12 protein-coding genes are annotated in these 16,724 nt (G+C 54.1%); 5 read left to right on the top strand and 7 right to left on the bottom strand.

All coding sequences use genetic code 11. From position 1 onward, the window contains the following. Positions 1 to 118: 118 nt before the first annotated feature. From AC812_RS08815 to AC812_RS08805, 3 genes are all read left to right on the top strand, one after another. Entirely contained in the window at positions 119 to 871 is a 753-nt protein-coding gene (locus tag AC812_RS08815; RefSeq protein WP_061913978.1) for a PHP domain-containing protein, read from the top strand. 126 nt (positions 872 to 997) lie between these two features. After that, positions 998 to 2,581 carry a diguanylate cyclase gene (locus AC812_RS08810; RefSeq protein ID WP_061913976.1) on the top strand — a complete coding sequence of 528 codons (1,584 nt, stop codon included), beginning with the start codon at positions 998 to 1,000 and terminating at the stop codon, positions 2,579 to 2,581. 66 nt (positions 2,582 to 2,647) lie between these two features. Then, the gene (locus tag AC812_RS08805) at positions 2,648 to 3,157 is read left to right on the top strand and encodes a phosphoribosyltransferase (RefSeq protein WP_061913974.1); all 510 of its coding nucleotides are present in this window, start codon (positions 2,648 to 2,650) and stop codon (positions 3,155 to 3,157) included. 67 nt (positions 3,158 to 3,224) lie between these two features. Here AC812_RS08805 and AC812_RS08800 read toward each other — a convergent pair whose 3' ends face one another. The 4 genes from AC812_RS08800 to wecC form a co-directional block, all read right to left on the bottom strand. Then, entirely contained in the window at positions 3,225 to 3,809 is a 585-nt protein-coding gene (locus tag AC812_RS08800; RefSeq protein WP_061913972.1) for a DoxX family membrane protein, read from the bottom strand. A 117-nt stretch (positions 3,810 to 3,926) separates the two neighbouring features. Next, entirely contained in the window at positions 3,927 to 4,955 is a 1,029-nt protein-coding gene (locus tag AC812_RS08795) for a glycosyltransferase family 4 protein (RefSeq protein ID WP_061913971.1), read from the bottom strand. Then, positions 4,952 to 6,097, bottom strand: coding sequence for a non-hydrolyzing UDP-N-acetylglucosamine 2-epimerase (gene wecB, locus AC812_RS08790; RefSeq protein ID WP_061913969.1), 1,146 nt, complete (start codon positions 6,095 to 6,097; stop codon positions 4,952 to 4,954). The genes AC812_RS08795 and wecB overlap by 4 nt, the downstream gene beginning before the upstream one ends. Further along, on the bottom strand, positions 6,094 to 7,374 hold the full coding sequence (gene wecC / locus AC812_RS08785; RefSeq protein ID WP_061913967.1) for a UDP-N-acetyl-D-mannosamine dehydrogenase: 1,281 nt from the start codon (positions 7,372 to 7,374) through the stop codon (positions 6,094 to 6,096). Before wecC ends, wecB begins: the two co-directional genes overlap by 4 nt. Before the next feature lie 108 nt (positions 7,375 to 7,482). On the opposite strand from wecC, the gene murJ reads away from it, so the two are divergent. Together murJ and AC812_RS08775 are read left to right on the top strand one after the other, a co-directional pair. Next, on the top strand, positions 7,483 to 9,099 hold the full coding sequence (murJ, locus tag AC812_RS08780; protein ID WP_061913965.1) for a murein biosynthesis integral membrane protein MurJ: 1,617 nt from the start codon (positions 7,483 to 7,485) through the stop codon (positions 9,097 to 9,099). 35 nt (positions 9,100 to 9,134) lie between these two features. Beyond that, positions 9,135 to 9,878, top strand: coding sequence for a SagB/ThcOx family dehydrogenase (locus tag AC812_RS08775; RefSeq protein ID WP_061913963.1), 744 nt, complete (start codon positions 9,135 to 9,137; stop codon positions 9,876 to 9,878). A gap of 7 nt (positions 9,879 to 9,885) precedes the next feature. Here the strand turns inward: AC812_RS08775 and AC812_RS08770 are convergent, their stop codons facing one another. The 3 genes from AC812_RS08770 to AC812_RS08760 form a co-directional block, all read right to left on the bottom strand. Continuing rightward, on the bottom strand, positions 9,886 to 12,216 hold the full coding sequence (locus AC812_RS08770) for a tetratricopeptide repeat protein (RefSeq protein ID WP_061913961.1): 2,331 nt from the start codon (positions 12,214 to 12,216) through the stop codon (positions 9,886 to 9,888). A 116-nt stretch (positions 12,217 to 12,332) separates the two neighbouring features. Then, a complete protein-coding gene (gene polA, locus AC812_RS08765; protein ID WP_061913959.1) occupies positions 12,333 to 15,113 on the bottom strand; it encodes a DNA polymerase I in 2,781 nt (926 codons plus the stop codon). Between the two features lie 42 nt (positions 15,114 to 15,155). Next, complete coding sequence (locus AC812_RS08760) at positions 15,156 to 16,664, bottom strand: hypothetical protein (RefSeq protein WP_061913957.1); 1,509 nt, start codon at positions 16,662 to 16,664, stop codon at positions 15,156 to 15,158. Positions 16,665 to 16,724: the final 60 nt, after the last annotated feature.

Below are 16,724 nucleotides of genomic sequence, written 5' to 3'. Positions count from 1 at the left end.
CGGTCAATCTGCAATTTTACAGGATCACAACCAATCCTTAAACCGTTTTTGAACCGGCCTTAACCTTCCTCCCTCATAATACCTTTGGGAATACTGATAAAAAAGGTAGCAAGGGAACATGGGACAGGCTGATTTACATATTCACACGACATACAGTTACGATGGTACGGCCACTATCGAAGCCGTGTTAAAACATGCCCGCCGTGCCGGGTTGGACCTGATTGCCATAACCGATCACGATGAAATTCAAGGCGCGCTACGGGCGGAAGCCATCGGCGTTCAATATGACCAGAAGGTCATCCCGGGCATTGAAGTATCCACCGCCGCAGGGCACCTGCTGACTCTGTTCGTGCGCACGCTTATTCCTGCCGGCCGGCCCTTATTCGAAACACTCCAGCGCGTCCACGAAGCCGGTGGGGTGGCTATTGCCGCCCATCCGCTGGCGGTTGGCGCTCACAGCCTGAACGAAACGGCTATCCGCCGTGCGCTGGAAACGGAAATTGGCCAGCAAACTTTACTGGGGATTGAAAGTTTGAACGCCAGCCTGTTTTACCGTGGCAGCAATTTACGCGCCGCTCGCTTGGCTCAACGGTTGGGGCTGGCCGCGGTTGGGTGTAGCGACTCACACGTGGGTTGGAATATCGGACATGCCCGCACATACTTCGAGGGCTACACCCCTGCCGATCTTCGCAAAGCATTGCTGGACAAGAAAACCCTGCCCGTGTATGCTCAACCGCGGCGAACTGTTTTGTTTTTTGCGGATCACCTCCTGCGTTCGTTGCTGCGCAGGATGGGCTGGGTGAGCACGTGGGGAGATACTGCCCGCTCGCCGGTGTTCAGGCGGATGGAGCACATCCGGCTGGAAATTTGAGGAAAATTTTAATATTTAGATAGATGTATTGCTGGCAAGAATTGGGTATAATGCAATCAGGATTAGCATTATCACCCTTTCTTCGCTGCTCGTCGGTATTGCATAGGGGAGGTAATCATCGAACCGATGGCAGATTCCAGCAACACGAACGATTCAACCAATCTCACTCCCAATAAAGCGCGCCTGTCCCGCTTAATCCAGCCGTCCTCTCGGTGGGGAATGGTTTACCAAGATTCACGCCACAACCGACGCTCCCGATATTTGTTGCGCCTCAACCGGAAATTACGCCGGGAACTCAGTCGTCTGCAAAATGGGAACGGTCACCCCACCGAAACGGACCTGATTTTTCGCCAGAACTTTCTTGCCCTGCCCGATCCGATCCTCATCTGGCGCAGGGACGAACAGGGGGAAATCCGCCTGATGTTATTCAATCAGGCAGCCGTCGAAATGTCTTTGGGACGCATCAAAGATTTTACCGGTATCACCGTGGAAGATTTCTTTTCCCATGAACCACAGGTAAGCGAGATTATCTATCAGGTTTTCCGCACCGGTAAACCAAAAAGAATTGAAACGCTCACCCGTCTGCGCACCACAGGTGAAGAAAAATGGGTTCAGGCCGATTATGTTCGTCTTTCACACCGCTATTTACTGAACATTATCCGCGATATCACCCACCAAAAACTCAAACAGCAAGCCGAAGAAGAGCAACGCTCCAAAATTGAGCTCTTACGTCAGGCAATGACTGCTTTTACATCGGTGCTGAACCTGCGTCAGGTTCTTTCTCAGGTCATGGAATACCTGAAGATGCTCATTCCCTACGACCGTGCCTTCCTGTTCCTGGCAGATAAGGATGAATTGGAGATCGCAGCAGCCGCTGGCTTTGCCAACAATGACGATTACATCGGCAGGCGAATTTCCGCCCGCAACCCACAATTTGAGGCCATCAATCGGAACCGTTACCCGCTCTATCTGGATGACGCAGAACTCTACCGTCCTTTTCAGGAATTAGGCGATCTGAATTGCGGTAAAGCCTGGCTGGGCATTCCCATGCTCGGACATGGACAGGTGATCGGCTACCTGAGTATTTACAACGCCAACAGCAGCGTTTACGGCGGCAACGAAGCCGAACTGGGCCAGACGTTTGCCAATCAGGCGGCCATTGCAATTGAGAATGCCCGCCTCTTTCAACAGGTTCAGCAATACGCCATCACAGACGGATTGACCGGCTTTTACAACCGGCGTTATTTTTACGAACTGGCCGAAATCGAAATGCGCCGCTCCCAACGCTATGGCGGTGATCTTTCTTTGGTTATGATTGACATTGATTTGTTCAAGAACGTCAACGACCGTCTCGGACACACCGCTGGTGATCAGGTTCTGATGCGTCTCAGTCAGTGCCTGCGTTCTCAAATCCGTGCCAGCGACAGCATCGGTCGTTATGGGGGCGAGGAATTTGTGATCCTCCTTCCGGAAACCAATGTGCAAAATGCGCTTGAAGTGGCTGAACGGTTGCGCCGCTCGGCCGAGGAATGTACCACCTTTGTCGGCCATACAGCCATTCAGGTGACCATCAGCCTGGGGGTTGCCCAGATGGATGAGGACTGTCTGAATGTTGACGATTTATTCCACCGCGCAGACCGTGCCCTGTACCTTGCCAAGCAAAATGGGCGCAATCGAGTTTGTGCCTGGCAGGCCTATTTGAGGCAATAACCTGCTATAATTTGTTTTTAATCATTCAAAAATACTACTTGCCCACCTGCCGAAGGGATTATTTTCATGCGCCGTGAAGTGTTAACCTGGAACGACGTTGATAAACTGATTGATCATCTCATCCCCCAATTTGAAGTGGAATTTGACGCCATGGTGATGATCACCCATGGCGGAATTATTCCCGGCGGAATGCTGGCCGAAGCGCTCAAATTGAGCATTATCCTGACCGCCTCGGTGGACTTTCCTGCCGAGATGGAGCAGGAACACGACAAAGAGAAAACCCGCTGGCTGGCATGGCCAAAATTCCTGCAATTCCCGGAAAATAATTTGCTGCGCGGCAGGCGCATTCTGGTGGTGGATGATGTGTGGGGATCAGGGCGGACGATCACCGCGGTGAAGAACCGCATCACCGCCGCCGCAGGGGTACCCTACACCTGCGTCCTGCACTTCAACCCTTACCGCAATCTCTTCGGCACTGCCCGCCCGGATTACTACGCCGCTATCACCGATGCCTACATCGTCTATCCATGGGAAATCGCCCGGGGTACGCAGAATCTTTTACTGCGCGATTTATGATAGGAAAACAAACAGCGGCCATCCTTCTAGCAGACCGCTGTTTTTCGGCATATTGGTCAATCCAGTCTTACGCTTCCACCTCTTTTGGGGAGAAAATGCGACCCGGCTGCCAGGGAGTCCCCAACAGGGGTAGCACAAATCGGTCAAGCCCCCACCAGCCAGCATTTTTCCACGCGAGAATGAGGAAAATGGAAAGGGTGAACAACACTGGATTGATGCTGGCTGTTCCTGCCATCATAAAATTCCAGTTCATAAAACCGCCAAAGAAGGCAGCAATACCAGTGAATAATCCCAGAAGCAGAGCAATCCCAATTAGAATTTCACCTGCGACCACCAGTTTGGCAAACCAGGTGTAAGCCCCGGCATCCAAAAGGAATTGGATAAAGGCACGGTACCAGTCAAAAGCAATGGCAGGGCGTGCGGGTGGCTCGGGCACAAGCACAGCCCGTTCCCAAAAACCTTTCAGCGCTTCACCAGTTTGCACCCAGGCGGGATTGGAAAGTTTTCCCCATCCCGAGGTTAACCAGGTATAGCCAACATACAAACGGGCAATCAACCACAACCAGGCCCATTGCGGACTGCCGAAGAGTGCTTGAGCCGCCGGGGGATCATTGATACCAATCACATTTTGGGAACGTGATGCAGTGGTCATTATTCAATCCTTTCGTAACACGATAAATTGGATGAGATTATCCTAATTAATATCATACCTCCTTTCAAACTTTTTTCAAGGACGAATATCCTGTTCTTGGGTCATCCAATCGGGTGATCAGGAAGGTAAAAGCGCCTGACGATAGGCCAAACACATTTTGTCAAGATCGAAATATTCCTCCGCCACCAGTCGGGCAGTCCGCCGGAATCTGACCTGATCCCGAATGATTTCCAGAACCGCATCCGCCAAAGGTTCAAAGCGGGGCAACTCTGCACGCCATGGATCGTTTCCGTAATCTACCACCCTCCCGCTGTCGCCCATAATCAGCTCGGGTAATGCGCCGGTCGCAAAAGCAGCCACCGGTGTGCCACAGGCCAGCGCCTCGATCGCCGAATTGGGACAGGCGGCGTGTAAGTCGGTGGAAAGAAAAAGGTGCGCCTGCCGGTTCAGGGCCGGAATTTGCCGGGGCGGGACTACCCCCGTTAAACTCATCCATAAATTCGGATACCTTTGTACCAGTCGGCTGGCATCGGTCGGGTTCACATCGCCGGTAATCACCATTTCTACCGGCAGGTTGACCCTTTGCCGAAGGGCCGCCCCAAAACCAGCCGCAATTTCTAAACCGATTTCAAATCCCCCCTTTAAATGACCCTCCACAACCTGCACTCTTACCCGATCCGAAGGCGGGCGTTCTTCCCCATTCGGAGAAAATTCGCTCAAATCCACCCCGTTCCAGATCACCGTATTTTCAACCGGCGTTTTTCCATATTGACGTTCCCACCAGTTTCGAGCAAAGTGACTTTGATAGACCACATAATCAGCCAGGAAACGACGAGTAAACGCAAGAAGGAAATTACCGGCCTCAGCCCGCACAAAATGCCGCCAACCGGTCTTGCGGTAACGGTGAATCCAGTTGATTCCATTCAGGCGCTGCACAACCCGCACACCCCGTCGGCGAGCCTGAAGGATGGGTTGAATGTGGCGCGTTCCGGCAATGATCAAAATTGCCTGTGTATCGCTTCGGTTGGGATCATGGTGAATCTCAAACCCCAGCCTTGCCATTCCGGTTTTGAAGCGTGTCGAAAACGAGGCCGGGCCGGCCAGCGCCTGAATCCGAGGGAGCAGGCAAATGCTGCCGCCGTTCATCTGCCTCTGGGTTCCAAAAAATTCAGCACGGCATCCACAATCCGTTCAGCAGCCCGCCCATCCCCAAACGGATTTTCTGCCTTGACCATTGCCTGATAGGCGTTTTCATCCTCCAAAAGGCGGCTGGCCTCTGCAACAATCCGCTCGGTCTGCCAACCGACCAGTTTCAACACCCCAGCCTCCACCCCTTCGGGCCGTTCGGTGGTATTGCGCAGGACCAGAGTGGGCTTGCCCAAACCTGTGGCCTCTTCTTGAATACCACCCGAATCGGTCAACACCAGACGGGCGGCTTGCAGCAAATGCACCATCGTCAGATACTCCAGCGGCGGCAACAGGGCAATGTTCGCCACTCCATCGAGCAGGCGGTAAACCGGCTCTTGAACATTCGGATTCAGGTGCACCGGATAAATGATCTGGATTTTATCCTTATACCGCTCAGACAGCTGCTTCAAGGCGCAGCAGATTGCTTCCAGCGGTTCTCCAAAATTCTCGCGCCGATGAGCGGTAACCAGCACCAGTTGCCTGCCCTGCCGGCCAATCTGATAGCGGTCAAGAATCTGGCCTGCTTCCGCCGGCATCGGCCGGCGCACAATCTCATTCAACGCATCAATGACCGGGTTACCGGTAACAACAATCCGCCATTCCTCGACCCCTTCGCGCAGCAGATTTTGACGACTGTGCCGGGTTGGAGCAAGGTGCAAATCCGCAACCACGCTGGCAACCCGCCGGTTGACCTCCTCCGGAAAAGGTTGCCAGCGGTCACCGGAACGCAAACCGGCTTCGACATGTCCCACCTTAATCCGTTGGTAATACCCCAACAGGGCGGCTGCCATAACAGTGGTGGTATCACCCTGAACCAGCATCCAGTCCGGCTGGAGATGGCGGAGCACGGGGTCAAGATGGGTGAAGATGGCTGCTGTCAACTGCGCCAGGGTTTGATTGGGCTGCATCAGATTCAGGTCGTAATCCGGCCGAATGCCAAACAAATCCAGCACCTGATCCAGCATCTGGCGGTGTTGGGCAGTGACAATCACCCGCGAATCAATTTCCGGCGTCCTGGCCAAAGCCTGAACCACTGGCGCCATTTTAACCGCCTCCGGGCGGGTGCCGAAAATCGAAACCACGCGTAATTTTCGAGTCATCGGGTTTGACCTGCTCCCAATCGAAAAACCTGAAAACCAGCCGCCTGCCACTCGTGCGCTTTCCAGGCATTGACCGCATCCAGCACCACCCGTGCTTTCGTCATTTCGGCAACCTGCCGCGGATCAAGTGTCTTGAACTGGTCATGGGCAACCAGCAAAACCAGCAGCTCTGCCTCCTGAATGGCTTCGATCAAAGAGGTTGTGCTGGCCACCCCATTGAAAGCATAATCGGTTTTATACGGTTCGTAAGCAAAAACTCTGGCGCCGGCCGATTGCAACAAATGCACGACTTCAATGGCCGGGCTTTCGCGCAGATCATCCACATTGGGCTTATAAGCCAGTCCCAGCGCTGCAATGGGGCGTCCGTTCACATCGCCCAGAATCCGCTGTACCAGTTGCACCACAAAATGCGGCTGGTCGTCATTGACTTTGCGAGCCGTACGAATGAGCGGTGTCAGGTCCGGGGCAGCCTCCACCAAAAACCATGGGTCCACGCTGATGCAATGCCCGCCCACTCCCGGCCCCGGTGAAAGAATGTTGACCCGCGGATGGCGGTTGGCCAGACGAATCGCTTCCCACACATCCACCCCAAAACGATCTGCCAGACGGGAAAATTCATTGGCAATGGCAATATTCACATCCCGATAGGTATTTTCCATCAACTTCACCATTTCGGCGGTGGTTGCATCGGTGAGGATGATCTCCCCGCGCACAAAAATGGAATATAAATCCCGCCCAGCCTCTGCCGATTCGGGGTTGATTCCACCGATAATCCGCGCATTCTCGATTAACTCGCGTAATATCTGGCCGGGCAGCACCCGCTCCGGTGAGTAAGCCAGAAAGAAATCCTCTCCGGCCTTCAAGCCGCTCTTTTCCAATATTGGAGCCACCAGATTAACGGTCGTCAATGGCGGCGAGGTGGACTCCAAAATGACCAGATTGCCCCTGCGCAGGTGTGGAACAATCGCTTCACTGGCCGACTGGACGGCTCGCATATCGGCACGTTTATCCGCATAAAATGGGGTCGGCACGGCGATGATGAAGGCATCCGCCGGTTGGGGCTGCTGGCTGACCATCAGATTACCGGAACGCAAGGCAGCCTGCACCAGGGTGCGCAAGCCGGGTTCGTAGAGGTGCAAATGACCGTTTTGCAAGCCGTTCACAATTTGTGGGTTGACATCTACCCCGATCACTTTCAAACCATGAGTTGCAAAGGTGCTGGCTGTGGGCAGCCCGATATACCCCAAACCCAGCACGCATATCTTTTCAAAATTCATTCACAAGGTCTCCTGGATGACGGCTAAGTTTTGTGAGAATTATATCCCAAACACCCCCAAACTCGGCCGAATCTGCCGCTTTGCCATCTTGAAAGTATAATTGGGAAGATGTCCAGCATTCCCGCCTCAACCCCGACCCGTTCGGCTGGCCGCCAGATTGCACGAGCAGCGGGTACGGTCATGGCTGCCTTTGTGCTGACCCAGTTACTGGGTCTGGCGCGCACCATCCTCGTCTACCGTGCTTTTGGCACCAGCGCCGACCTGGATTCCTTCAATGCCGCCAACCGGGTAACCGAGATGCTGTTCAACCTGATGGCAAGCGGCGCACTGGGTTCGGCATTCATCCCTACTTTTACCGGTCTGCTTGCCCGCGAGCAACGTCAGACCGCCTGGAAACTGGCTTCGGCAGTTGCCAACCTCCTGTTGATTGTGCTTACCCTGATTGCAGCGCTGGTGTTCCTCTTTGCCCCTCAGGTGGTCAGGCAAGGTCTTTTCATTCTCGCCCCGGAACTTTCCATCGGGCAGGAACAAACTACCATCATTCTTCTGCGCTGGCTGCTGCCTACCGTCATTTTGTTTGGCTTGAGCGGTTTGGTGATGGGCATCCTCAACGCCCATCAAAAATTCTGGCTTCCGGCAATTGCCCCCGCCATGTATTCACTCGGACAAATTGGGGGGGTGTTGTTACTGCCGGGCGATTGGGGCATTTACCGACTGGCAGTCGGCGCATTGATCGGTTCAGCATTACATTTAGGGGTGCAGATACCTCAGCTATTCCGCTTGAACGCCCAATACACTCCCACGCTCGGTATCCGCATGGCGGAAGTGCGAGAAGTGGCACGCCTGATGGGACCACGCGTGCTGGGAGTGGCGGTCGTCCAGATTAATTTCATCGTCAACACCATCATCGGACTCAGCCTGCCGGAGGGCAGCGTCTCATCTCTCACCCTCGCCTTTACGCTCATGCTGATGCCACAGGCGGCCATCGCCCAATCGGTGGCCATTGCCGCCATGCCAACTTTCTCAGCCCAGGCCGCATTGGGTAAACTCGCCGAATTGCGTACCTCTCTCGCTGCCAGTCTACGCGGTGTGTTACTGCTGGCTGTGCCGGCAGCGGTGGGGTTGATCGCAGTGCGAATCCCGCTGATCCGCTGGCTTTATGAAGGGGGTGAATTTTCCAGCCGTTCAACCGAGATGGTCGGTTGGGCGCTGCTCTGGTATGCGCTGGGATTGGTTTTTCATTCTCTACTGGAAATCATCGTGCGGGCTTTTTACGCCTTGCACGATACCCGCACACCGGTGAGTGTCACAGCCGGTGCAATGACTCTCAACATTCTTTTCAGTCTGACCTTCCCTTCCTTGTTTGCTCGGCTTGGCTGGATGCCGCACGGCGGGTTGGCGCTGGCCAATTCGCTGGCCACCTTCCTGGAATGCAGTCTGCTTTTGTTTTTACTACGCCGCCGATTAGGAGGGTTGCAGGGAAATCATCTTTTACAAGGGATACGCTACGCCATAGCAGGGGCTCTGGTCATGACCGGCACAATCATCCTGTGGCAGCAGTTCACCCCGTCTATGGGCTCCGGTTTTGTCGTACTCACTACCGTGTTGTTGGGTGCGGCGGTGTATGCGGCCATGCTGTGGATTCAACGGGTTCCTGAATTGCACATTCTCTGGCAGAGTTTCATTCAGCGAGCCAGGCATGTCCTCGGCTCACGATTGGGTTAATCACCTTCACTCACACTGAATTAAGGAGGAACAAAATGAGCCATTCCATTGGTAAAACCTTCTGGCAACAGACCAAGCACGCTTTTCTCCCGCCATCCCCCCAAAGCCGGGGAGAACCGCAACCACCGCTCGAATTGCCCTACGATCCAACCGCCGCATTAATCCGGCTGGTCAACCCGGATCAACTTTCTCTGCCGGCTGCTTCGCTTTGGGAGGTGATGAATCGCCGGACAACCTTGCGGCGCTACAGCAGTGACCCACTTTCCCTTAACGAACTATCGGCCCTGTTATGGTTTACTCAGGGTGTCAAAGAGGTGACCAACCGGCCGGTTACGCTACGCACGGTGCCTTCGGCGGGCGCCCGGCATGCCTTTGAAACGTATTTACTGATCAACCGGGTGGAAGGGTTACAGCCGGGCGTTTACCGTTACGTGGCACTGGAACACGCCTTGCTGGGTTTGAACTTCGATGAGCATATCAACGACAAACTCACTCAGGCATGCTTCAATCAGCGGCAGGTTGCTACCAGTGCCGTCTCATTTTTCTGGGTAGCCGTGGGCGAACGGATGTTTTGGCGATATCCTGAGCGCGGTTACCGCTTCCTGTTGCTGGATGCCGGTCACATCTGCCAGAATCTATATCTGGCTGCCGAAGGGCTGGGCTGCGGAGTATGTGCCATCGCAGCTTATGATGATGACGCCATCAATGCAGCCCTGGGGCTGGATGGCGAGACGCTTTTTCTGGTATATGCCGCCTCACTCGGCAAACGGCCGGGCTAAACCAGCGTCAATTTCCGCCTTTTCGCAGTTTATCCAGCACAACCTCATACTCGCGGCGGTTGGGCGGGTTAAGAGCGATGATCTCCTGCACAGTGCGTATGGAAGATGCGTAATCACCCACTTCCGCATAATGCTCCGCCAGGGTATCCAATTCGGCAATCGCCTCTGCAAGGCGGTGAGTCCGTTTATATAAATCAGCCAGTTTGTGGCGCAATTCGTATCTTTCCGGCAATTCCAGCAGAATGCTTTTGACAAATTGGATGGCCGCATCATCCTGGCGCAAACCTTCCAGAACGCCGATGAAGTTATCCATTTCAAGGTAGGCGGTCTTATCCTGCCCCAGTTGGAAATTCAACACCACAATCCGAATCCGCGGGTTGGGATCATTCGGCTGGAGAGAACGCATTTGTTCGTAAAAGCGCAATGCCTGACGCGGTTCCAGGCGCTGCATGTCAATCTCCGCCAGATAGCCCAGCAATTCATAAGCCCATTGCCGGCTGCGGCGGGATTGCTGGGAAAGTTTCAAGGCTTCCATGTAGATTTGACGAGCGGCTTCCAAATCGGCCATTTGATAATAAAAATCGGCCATTGCCATGTACTGCTTGAGTGCATCATCTACCCGCCCCTGCTCAACAAGCATCCGAATCAATTTTTTCCGGAAATTGAAATCGGCTGGTGAAAGTTGAATGACCCGCTCCATGATTTGAATGGCCTGACTGGCTTCGCCGCGCAGATTATAGAGATCCATCACCAGCAGATATTTGGTAATGGCTTCCTGAATCTGACCGATGGCAACCAACAATTCGGCAATTTGAACATGCAGCGGCAAATAGGTCGGCGCAAAGTCTATGGCGTAGTGAGCCTCTTCCATGGCAGTACGGTATTTACCCTGCCGCATGTAATCCCGAATTCGACCGATGGCTTCTATCACTTCTGAACTACGCGATTCGAGTAGCAGACTTGCCAACGGCGGCGGGGGTGAATTCGGCGGCGGGGGTGGTAATTGTTCCCGAGCCTTCGCCAAAAATTGACGCCAGTCCCCGCGCAGCAGTTGATCGGCGATCGTATCGCACAGCGTCTTAAACAATTGAGGATCATTCCTCTGCGCCTGCGCCTCGATGATCGGCTCATAAATCTGGCGGAGTTCTTCTCTTTGTTCCAACGCAACCGTTTCCGTATCTGCCAGACGCAATGCCTGAAGATAGGCCGTGGCAGCCTCTTTATAATTGCCGGCACGGTAGTAAATTTTGGCTATAAGCAAGTACGAAGCCAGCGAAAATTCGGGGTGTTTAACGGCCTTGAGAAGAATGGGCAGGGCTTTTTGATCCTCTTTATCTGCCAGCAGTAACCCCAAATCAAAATAGAGGGCTGGATGCGAAAAGCCCAAATCATAGGCGCGTTCCAGTTCTTCCGCTGCCTGTTTTTCCTGCCCCATCGTTTGCGACTCAATTGCCTGCCCGATGTGCAGCAAAACGCGGGTGCGGGTGGATGGATCGAGAACCAGTTCACCCGTCCCGCGCATCAATGCGTTAATCCCGCGCCGCGGAGAAGGGGCATCCGTGCCGGAAAAATCCTCCGGCGTATCAAACAGCAATTCCGCCAGTTGAATCAAAGCCCGCTGGCGGGTTTCGGAAATCGGGTCGAGGGAAAGCTGCCGATCGGTTTCCTGCGGAGCTTCGAGCAGTTTGACCTCCGCCATGCGCATCGGCCCCGTCCCGCCACGCGGACGGAGCGGCTTGGGCATTGGCTGACCAATTTTGAGCATCTGCAACGCCTGGGTTGCTTCAGCGCTGCCGGGAATCAATTTGAGGGCGTAAAGTACAATTTGTTGGGCTTTCTGCAGATCCCCCGCATGTTGCATCAGGCTGGCACAGGCAATCAATTCCGAAACAGCCTCGCTCTTTTTGCCCAATCGCTCATAAATCAAAGCCAGCCGTGAGTGGGCTGTGAAAATTTCGGGGTTAAGGCTGAGAACCCGCTGCCAGCCCTCGATGGATTTTTCCACATCTCTGGCTTTGAGGTGAAGTTCGGCAGCCTGCATCCCGGCGCGTATGGCATCATTCAACCTGCCCTGCCGCTCGTAAATCCGTGCCATTTTCTCGGCAGGAATTGGATCATCGGGGTTGATCAGCGCAACCCGCTTATATACCTGCAGGGCTTCCTCGAAATCCTGTAACTCAAACAACGCCAGGCCCAAATTACTCAGCGCAGCCGGATGATCCGGAAATTCCTCCAAAGCCGCTCGATAATATCGGGCTGCCTGCTCCCATTCCTGATCCCAGGCCGCCGAATGCCCCTTATTCATGGCTTCCTCAAATAATCTCTGGTCGCCAGCCATGTTTCTCTACCTTACTCCCTCAATGGTTTAATTCTCATCTACTTTAACCGATTGCCCTGGAAAACGCAAAGCAATTTGGATAACAAATCCGCAAGGTTGCCGGTCGTTTCGCGGGTTCAGGATAACACCTCCAGCGAACCCCAGTTTTGTCCCCAGCGGGCCTCGGTCACCAGCGGAATAGAAAGTGGATAGGCATTTTCCATCACTTCGCGTACCACCCGCACGGTTTCGTCCCGTTCGTTCTCTGGCACTTCCAGCACCAGTTCATCATGCACTTGAAGCAACATACGCGCTCCCAAACCCGCCGCTTTCAAAGCCGGTGGCAGACGCACCATTGCCAGTTTCATGATATCGGCAGCGGTACCCTGCACCGGTGCATTGATGGCTTCGCGTTCCTCGCGGGCGCGCAGGGCTGGGTTGGCATTGCTCTTCAAATTGGGAAAGTATCGCCTTCGCCCCAACAGCGTTTCTACATATCCCTGCCGGGACGCCTGACGGCGCAAGCCGTCCAGAAAGGCTTTTACACCGGGGAATTGCTGGAAGTACGCCTTAACAAAATTCTCGGCCTCTGCCAGCGTCAGGTCAGTGGAACGATGCAGCCCAAAAGCACTCATGCCGTAAATCAAGCCAAAGTTAATCGCCTTGGCGTGGCGGCGCTGCTCTTTGGTGACCTGATCCAGACCTACTCCATAAATAGCCGCCGCGGTAGCCGCATGAATGTCCTGTCCGGCGCGGAAAGCTGCCAGCATGGCTTCATCCTGAGCCATGTGAGCGACAATTCTTAACTCAATTTGGGAATAGTCCACTGAAAGCAACCTGTAACCCGGTGCAGCAATGAAGGCATTCCGCACCAGCCGGCCGGTTTCCGTTCGGGTTGGAATGTTTTGCAAATTCGGATCGGAGGATGCCAATCGGCCGGTCACTGAACCGGTCTGGTTATACGAGGTATGCACGCGCCCCGTCCGGGGGTTGATTTGCTGCGGAAGGGCATCCACATAAGTGGATTTGAGTTTTGCCAGTTCGCGGTATTCCAGAATTTTCTCGACAATCGGGTGCTGATTGCGCAACTCCTCCAGCACACCCGCCGAGGTTGAAAAATGTCCCGATGCGGTCTTTTTGCGCCGATCCGGCGGTTCCAGTTTGAGGGTATCAAACAGGACTTTTGACAACTGCTGGGTGGAATTGAGGTTGAAAGAATACCCCACAACCTCGAAAATGTCCCTTTCGATTTCCGCCAGCCGGCTGTTCAATTCCTGCGACATTTTCTTAAGGAAGGGTACATCCAGCATGACCCCATTCCGTTCCATCATTCCCAGCACTGGCACCAGTGGCATTTCAATTTCTTCAAATAAACGGACGGCGTTCACCTGTTCCAACCGTTCGCGCAGCAGGGGCATCAGTCGTATACAGATTTCTGCATCCGCCGCCGCGTATGGCGCTGCCGTGGCAATCGGCACCCGATCCATGGTTCGTTGATTTTTACCCTTCCCGATCAGTTCTTCAATGTGGGTCATTTGCACACCCAGATAGGACTGCGCCAGTTCTTTCAATCCCAGATTGTAATTTTCCGGTTGCACCAGCCAGGCCGCGATCATCGTATCGAAAATCAGCGGTGCGACGGGGATACCCTGATTTTCCAGTACCAGTGCATCATATTTGAGGTTGTGACCGATTTTTGCCACCTGCGGCGAATTCAAAACCGGGCGCAACGCCTCCAGCACTTCATCGGCAGGTAATTGCTCTTCGCCCGTCCGATGACCAACCGGCAGGTAATAACCTTCACCGCCCTCGAAAGCCAGCGAAATTCCCACCAGCTCCGCCCGCATTGGATCGGTGGAGGTGGTTTCGGTGTCTAACGAAAGATATTTCACCCCTTCCAGTTTACGGATCAGATCTGCCAGTGCTCCGCGGGTCTGGATGGTAACCCATCTCCCATCTTGAGGCGGCGGTTCGCCAATTTTCACCAGCGGTTCACCGAACAGCGACAGCTGCTGCCCTGCGGTTGGGACGGCTTCCCCCCGATTTTCCAGTTTCTTCAGGCGTGGCAACAACGAACGAAATTCCAGTTTTTGGAAAAACTCCTCCACCGCCGAAAGTTGGATTTGGGAAGTACGCGCCTGTTCAAGGGAGAGCATTACCGGTAAATCCGTGCGTATTGTAGCCAGTTGACGGCTTAAATAGGCTTTTTCGCGATCTTTTTCGAGCAGGTTTCGCACCCTTGCAGGAATCTGATCCAGATGAGCGTAAATGTCATCCAGATTGGAGTACTGCTGCAACAACATGATCGCCGTTTTTTCGCCAATACCGGCCACGCCGGGGATATTATCCGATTTATCTCCCACCAATGCCTTGTAATCCACCACCTGTTCGGGTCGGATCCCAAGGGTTTCGATCACTTCTCTCACGCCGAAATCCCGCGCTTCCGAAAGTTTACTGCCGGCCAGATTGACAATCACCCGGTCATTCACCAGTTGCAGCAAATCTCGATCACCGGTGATGATCTTGACGGCCAGTCCGTTTTCTGCCGCCTTTCGGGCAATGCTGCCCAGCACATCATCTGCCTCAAAGCCTTCGGCTTCCAGACGGGGAAAGCCAAAAATATCCACCATCTCGCGAATGCGATCAATTTGCGGGCGTAATTCATCGGGCATTTTGGCACGGGTGGCTTTGTATTCCGGGTACAGGTCGTTACGAAACGTCACCCCTGTGTCGAAAGCAACCGCAAGGTATTCGGGGTTTTCCTGCTCCAGCAATCGCAGTAAAACACTGGCAAAACCGTAAATACCGGCGGTTGGTTCGCCGCTGCTGGTAGTCAGTTGTTGACCGGAAAGGGTGATGGCAAAATAGGTTCGGTAGGCTAATGCATGTCCATCAATCAAATAAAGAATTGGCGGCATTGATTCTCACCTGAAAAATGATTTGCACTCAAACGCTTTCCTTTATGAGGAAAGAAATCCCTGCCGGCGGCGGGTACGGCTGATAAAGTCCTCGATCAATGAGGCTTCCGGTGCATGCCGGCTGCGCAGGATCAGGTGGGCTGAAGCCCAGAAATTTCCCTTACCCGCCAGTTCGGGGATACACCCGGCAAGATGGCTGGAACTTTGATCCCGTACAATCCGCACCACATGTCCGGGTGATACTGCCGGGGGCAGGTTGACCGTCCACAGTAGATAAGCCGTCTCGACGATCAGCGATTCCAGTGTGTACCCCAGTGTAGCACAAAAATCCGGCAGCCAACGGCGCAGTTCCTCCCCGATTTCCCCTTCTAAAGTTACCTCAGGGGAACGAGGCAGCAAAACACAGGTGTAAGTTTGGCGCGCTTCGTGATTCAGCAAGTCCCCCCTTGGAGGTAACGTGGTTTTCCGGCTTGGGCGAGTTTCTTCCAGTGCGGCCGGGCTTTCAGCAAATGGTGGTAGCGTTGGATCGGGTTGGGGATTTGAGGGCTGAACAGGTTCTCTCACAGGTGCCATAACGTCACTTCCGGGCAGGAAGTCACTTTCAGGCTGCCAGTCAGAGGACTTTTCGTACCTTACCGGGTCAGGCGAGGGAACACTGCCAAGTAGATCCTCCAATCGAATCTGATCAAATTCTGCGAGATTCCCATCTTCCTCCGATAAGAATGATTGTTCTGCTGACTGAGAATTCTCCTCTTCAACTGTGAACGGAGAAACCAATTCTGCGGTTCCTGGCAGGTCGTTGACGGGTTCGGCGAGCAGCCGGTCATTCCAACGGCTGGCAAACCACTGACTTACACGGCGCGCTTCCCGCAGGGAAGTATGCGCCTCGAACAACAACCCCAATGGTGTGCCTTCCGAAAGCAAGGTGGCGTAAAGCAAAACATCTTGATCGGCAACATGCGGGCGAAAATAGCGAATTAAATCCGTTCGCCTTTCGCTCTGCCAGAACCGCCCCAAAACCAGACCGGCTTCGCGTAAATCTTCCTCTTCAAGGTTGCCAACCAGCAGCGGCGGCTGACCCCGCCGCAGAATGACCGCGCCAAGCGCATGGGCTTCACTCAACCACTTGGCGAGGGTCTCTTTCGGTTCGGTAGCAGGTGATGAGAGCGGGGGAGCCGGCCGAACGGTCGGGGAATGACCCTCGTTTACCTGTAAAGCAGAAAGCAAATCCGGCAGGTAAAACGGCTTGATCAGCACAGTTGCCGGACGAAGGAGCCCCACCAACGGATGAAGCCGGTCGTTATCCGGCGGGAAGATGATCAAACGAGAGGGCTGCACTTCCTGCACCAGATGCAACCAGGCCTGTTGAATGTCCTCACCGGCATCCAGGTCCACCACCAGCGCCTCAAAATCCCCCTCCGGCAGAATCTGACGGACTTCCTCAACTTTGCCGGCGGCAGCCACCCGGCTGAAACCGCCGCCCTTCAAGCTGTTCAGCAACAGGGTTCGGAATGGTTCATGAACGCTGAAAACAAGCACTTTTCCGTTCATACTTTAAAGTCTATCACGGGCAGAGAGGGGATACAAGCCAAATTTTTACGCCGTCCGATC

It is taken from the genome of Bellilinea caldifistulae (assembly GCF_001306055.1).
Lineage (GTDB): Bacteria > Chloroflexota > Anaerolineae > Anaerolineales > Anaerolineaceae > Bellilinea > Bellilinea caldifistulae.
This window is presented reverse-complemented; position numbering and strand designations above follow the sequence as displayed.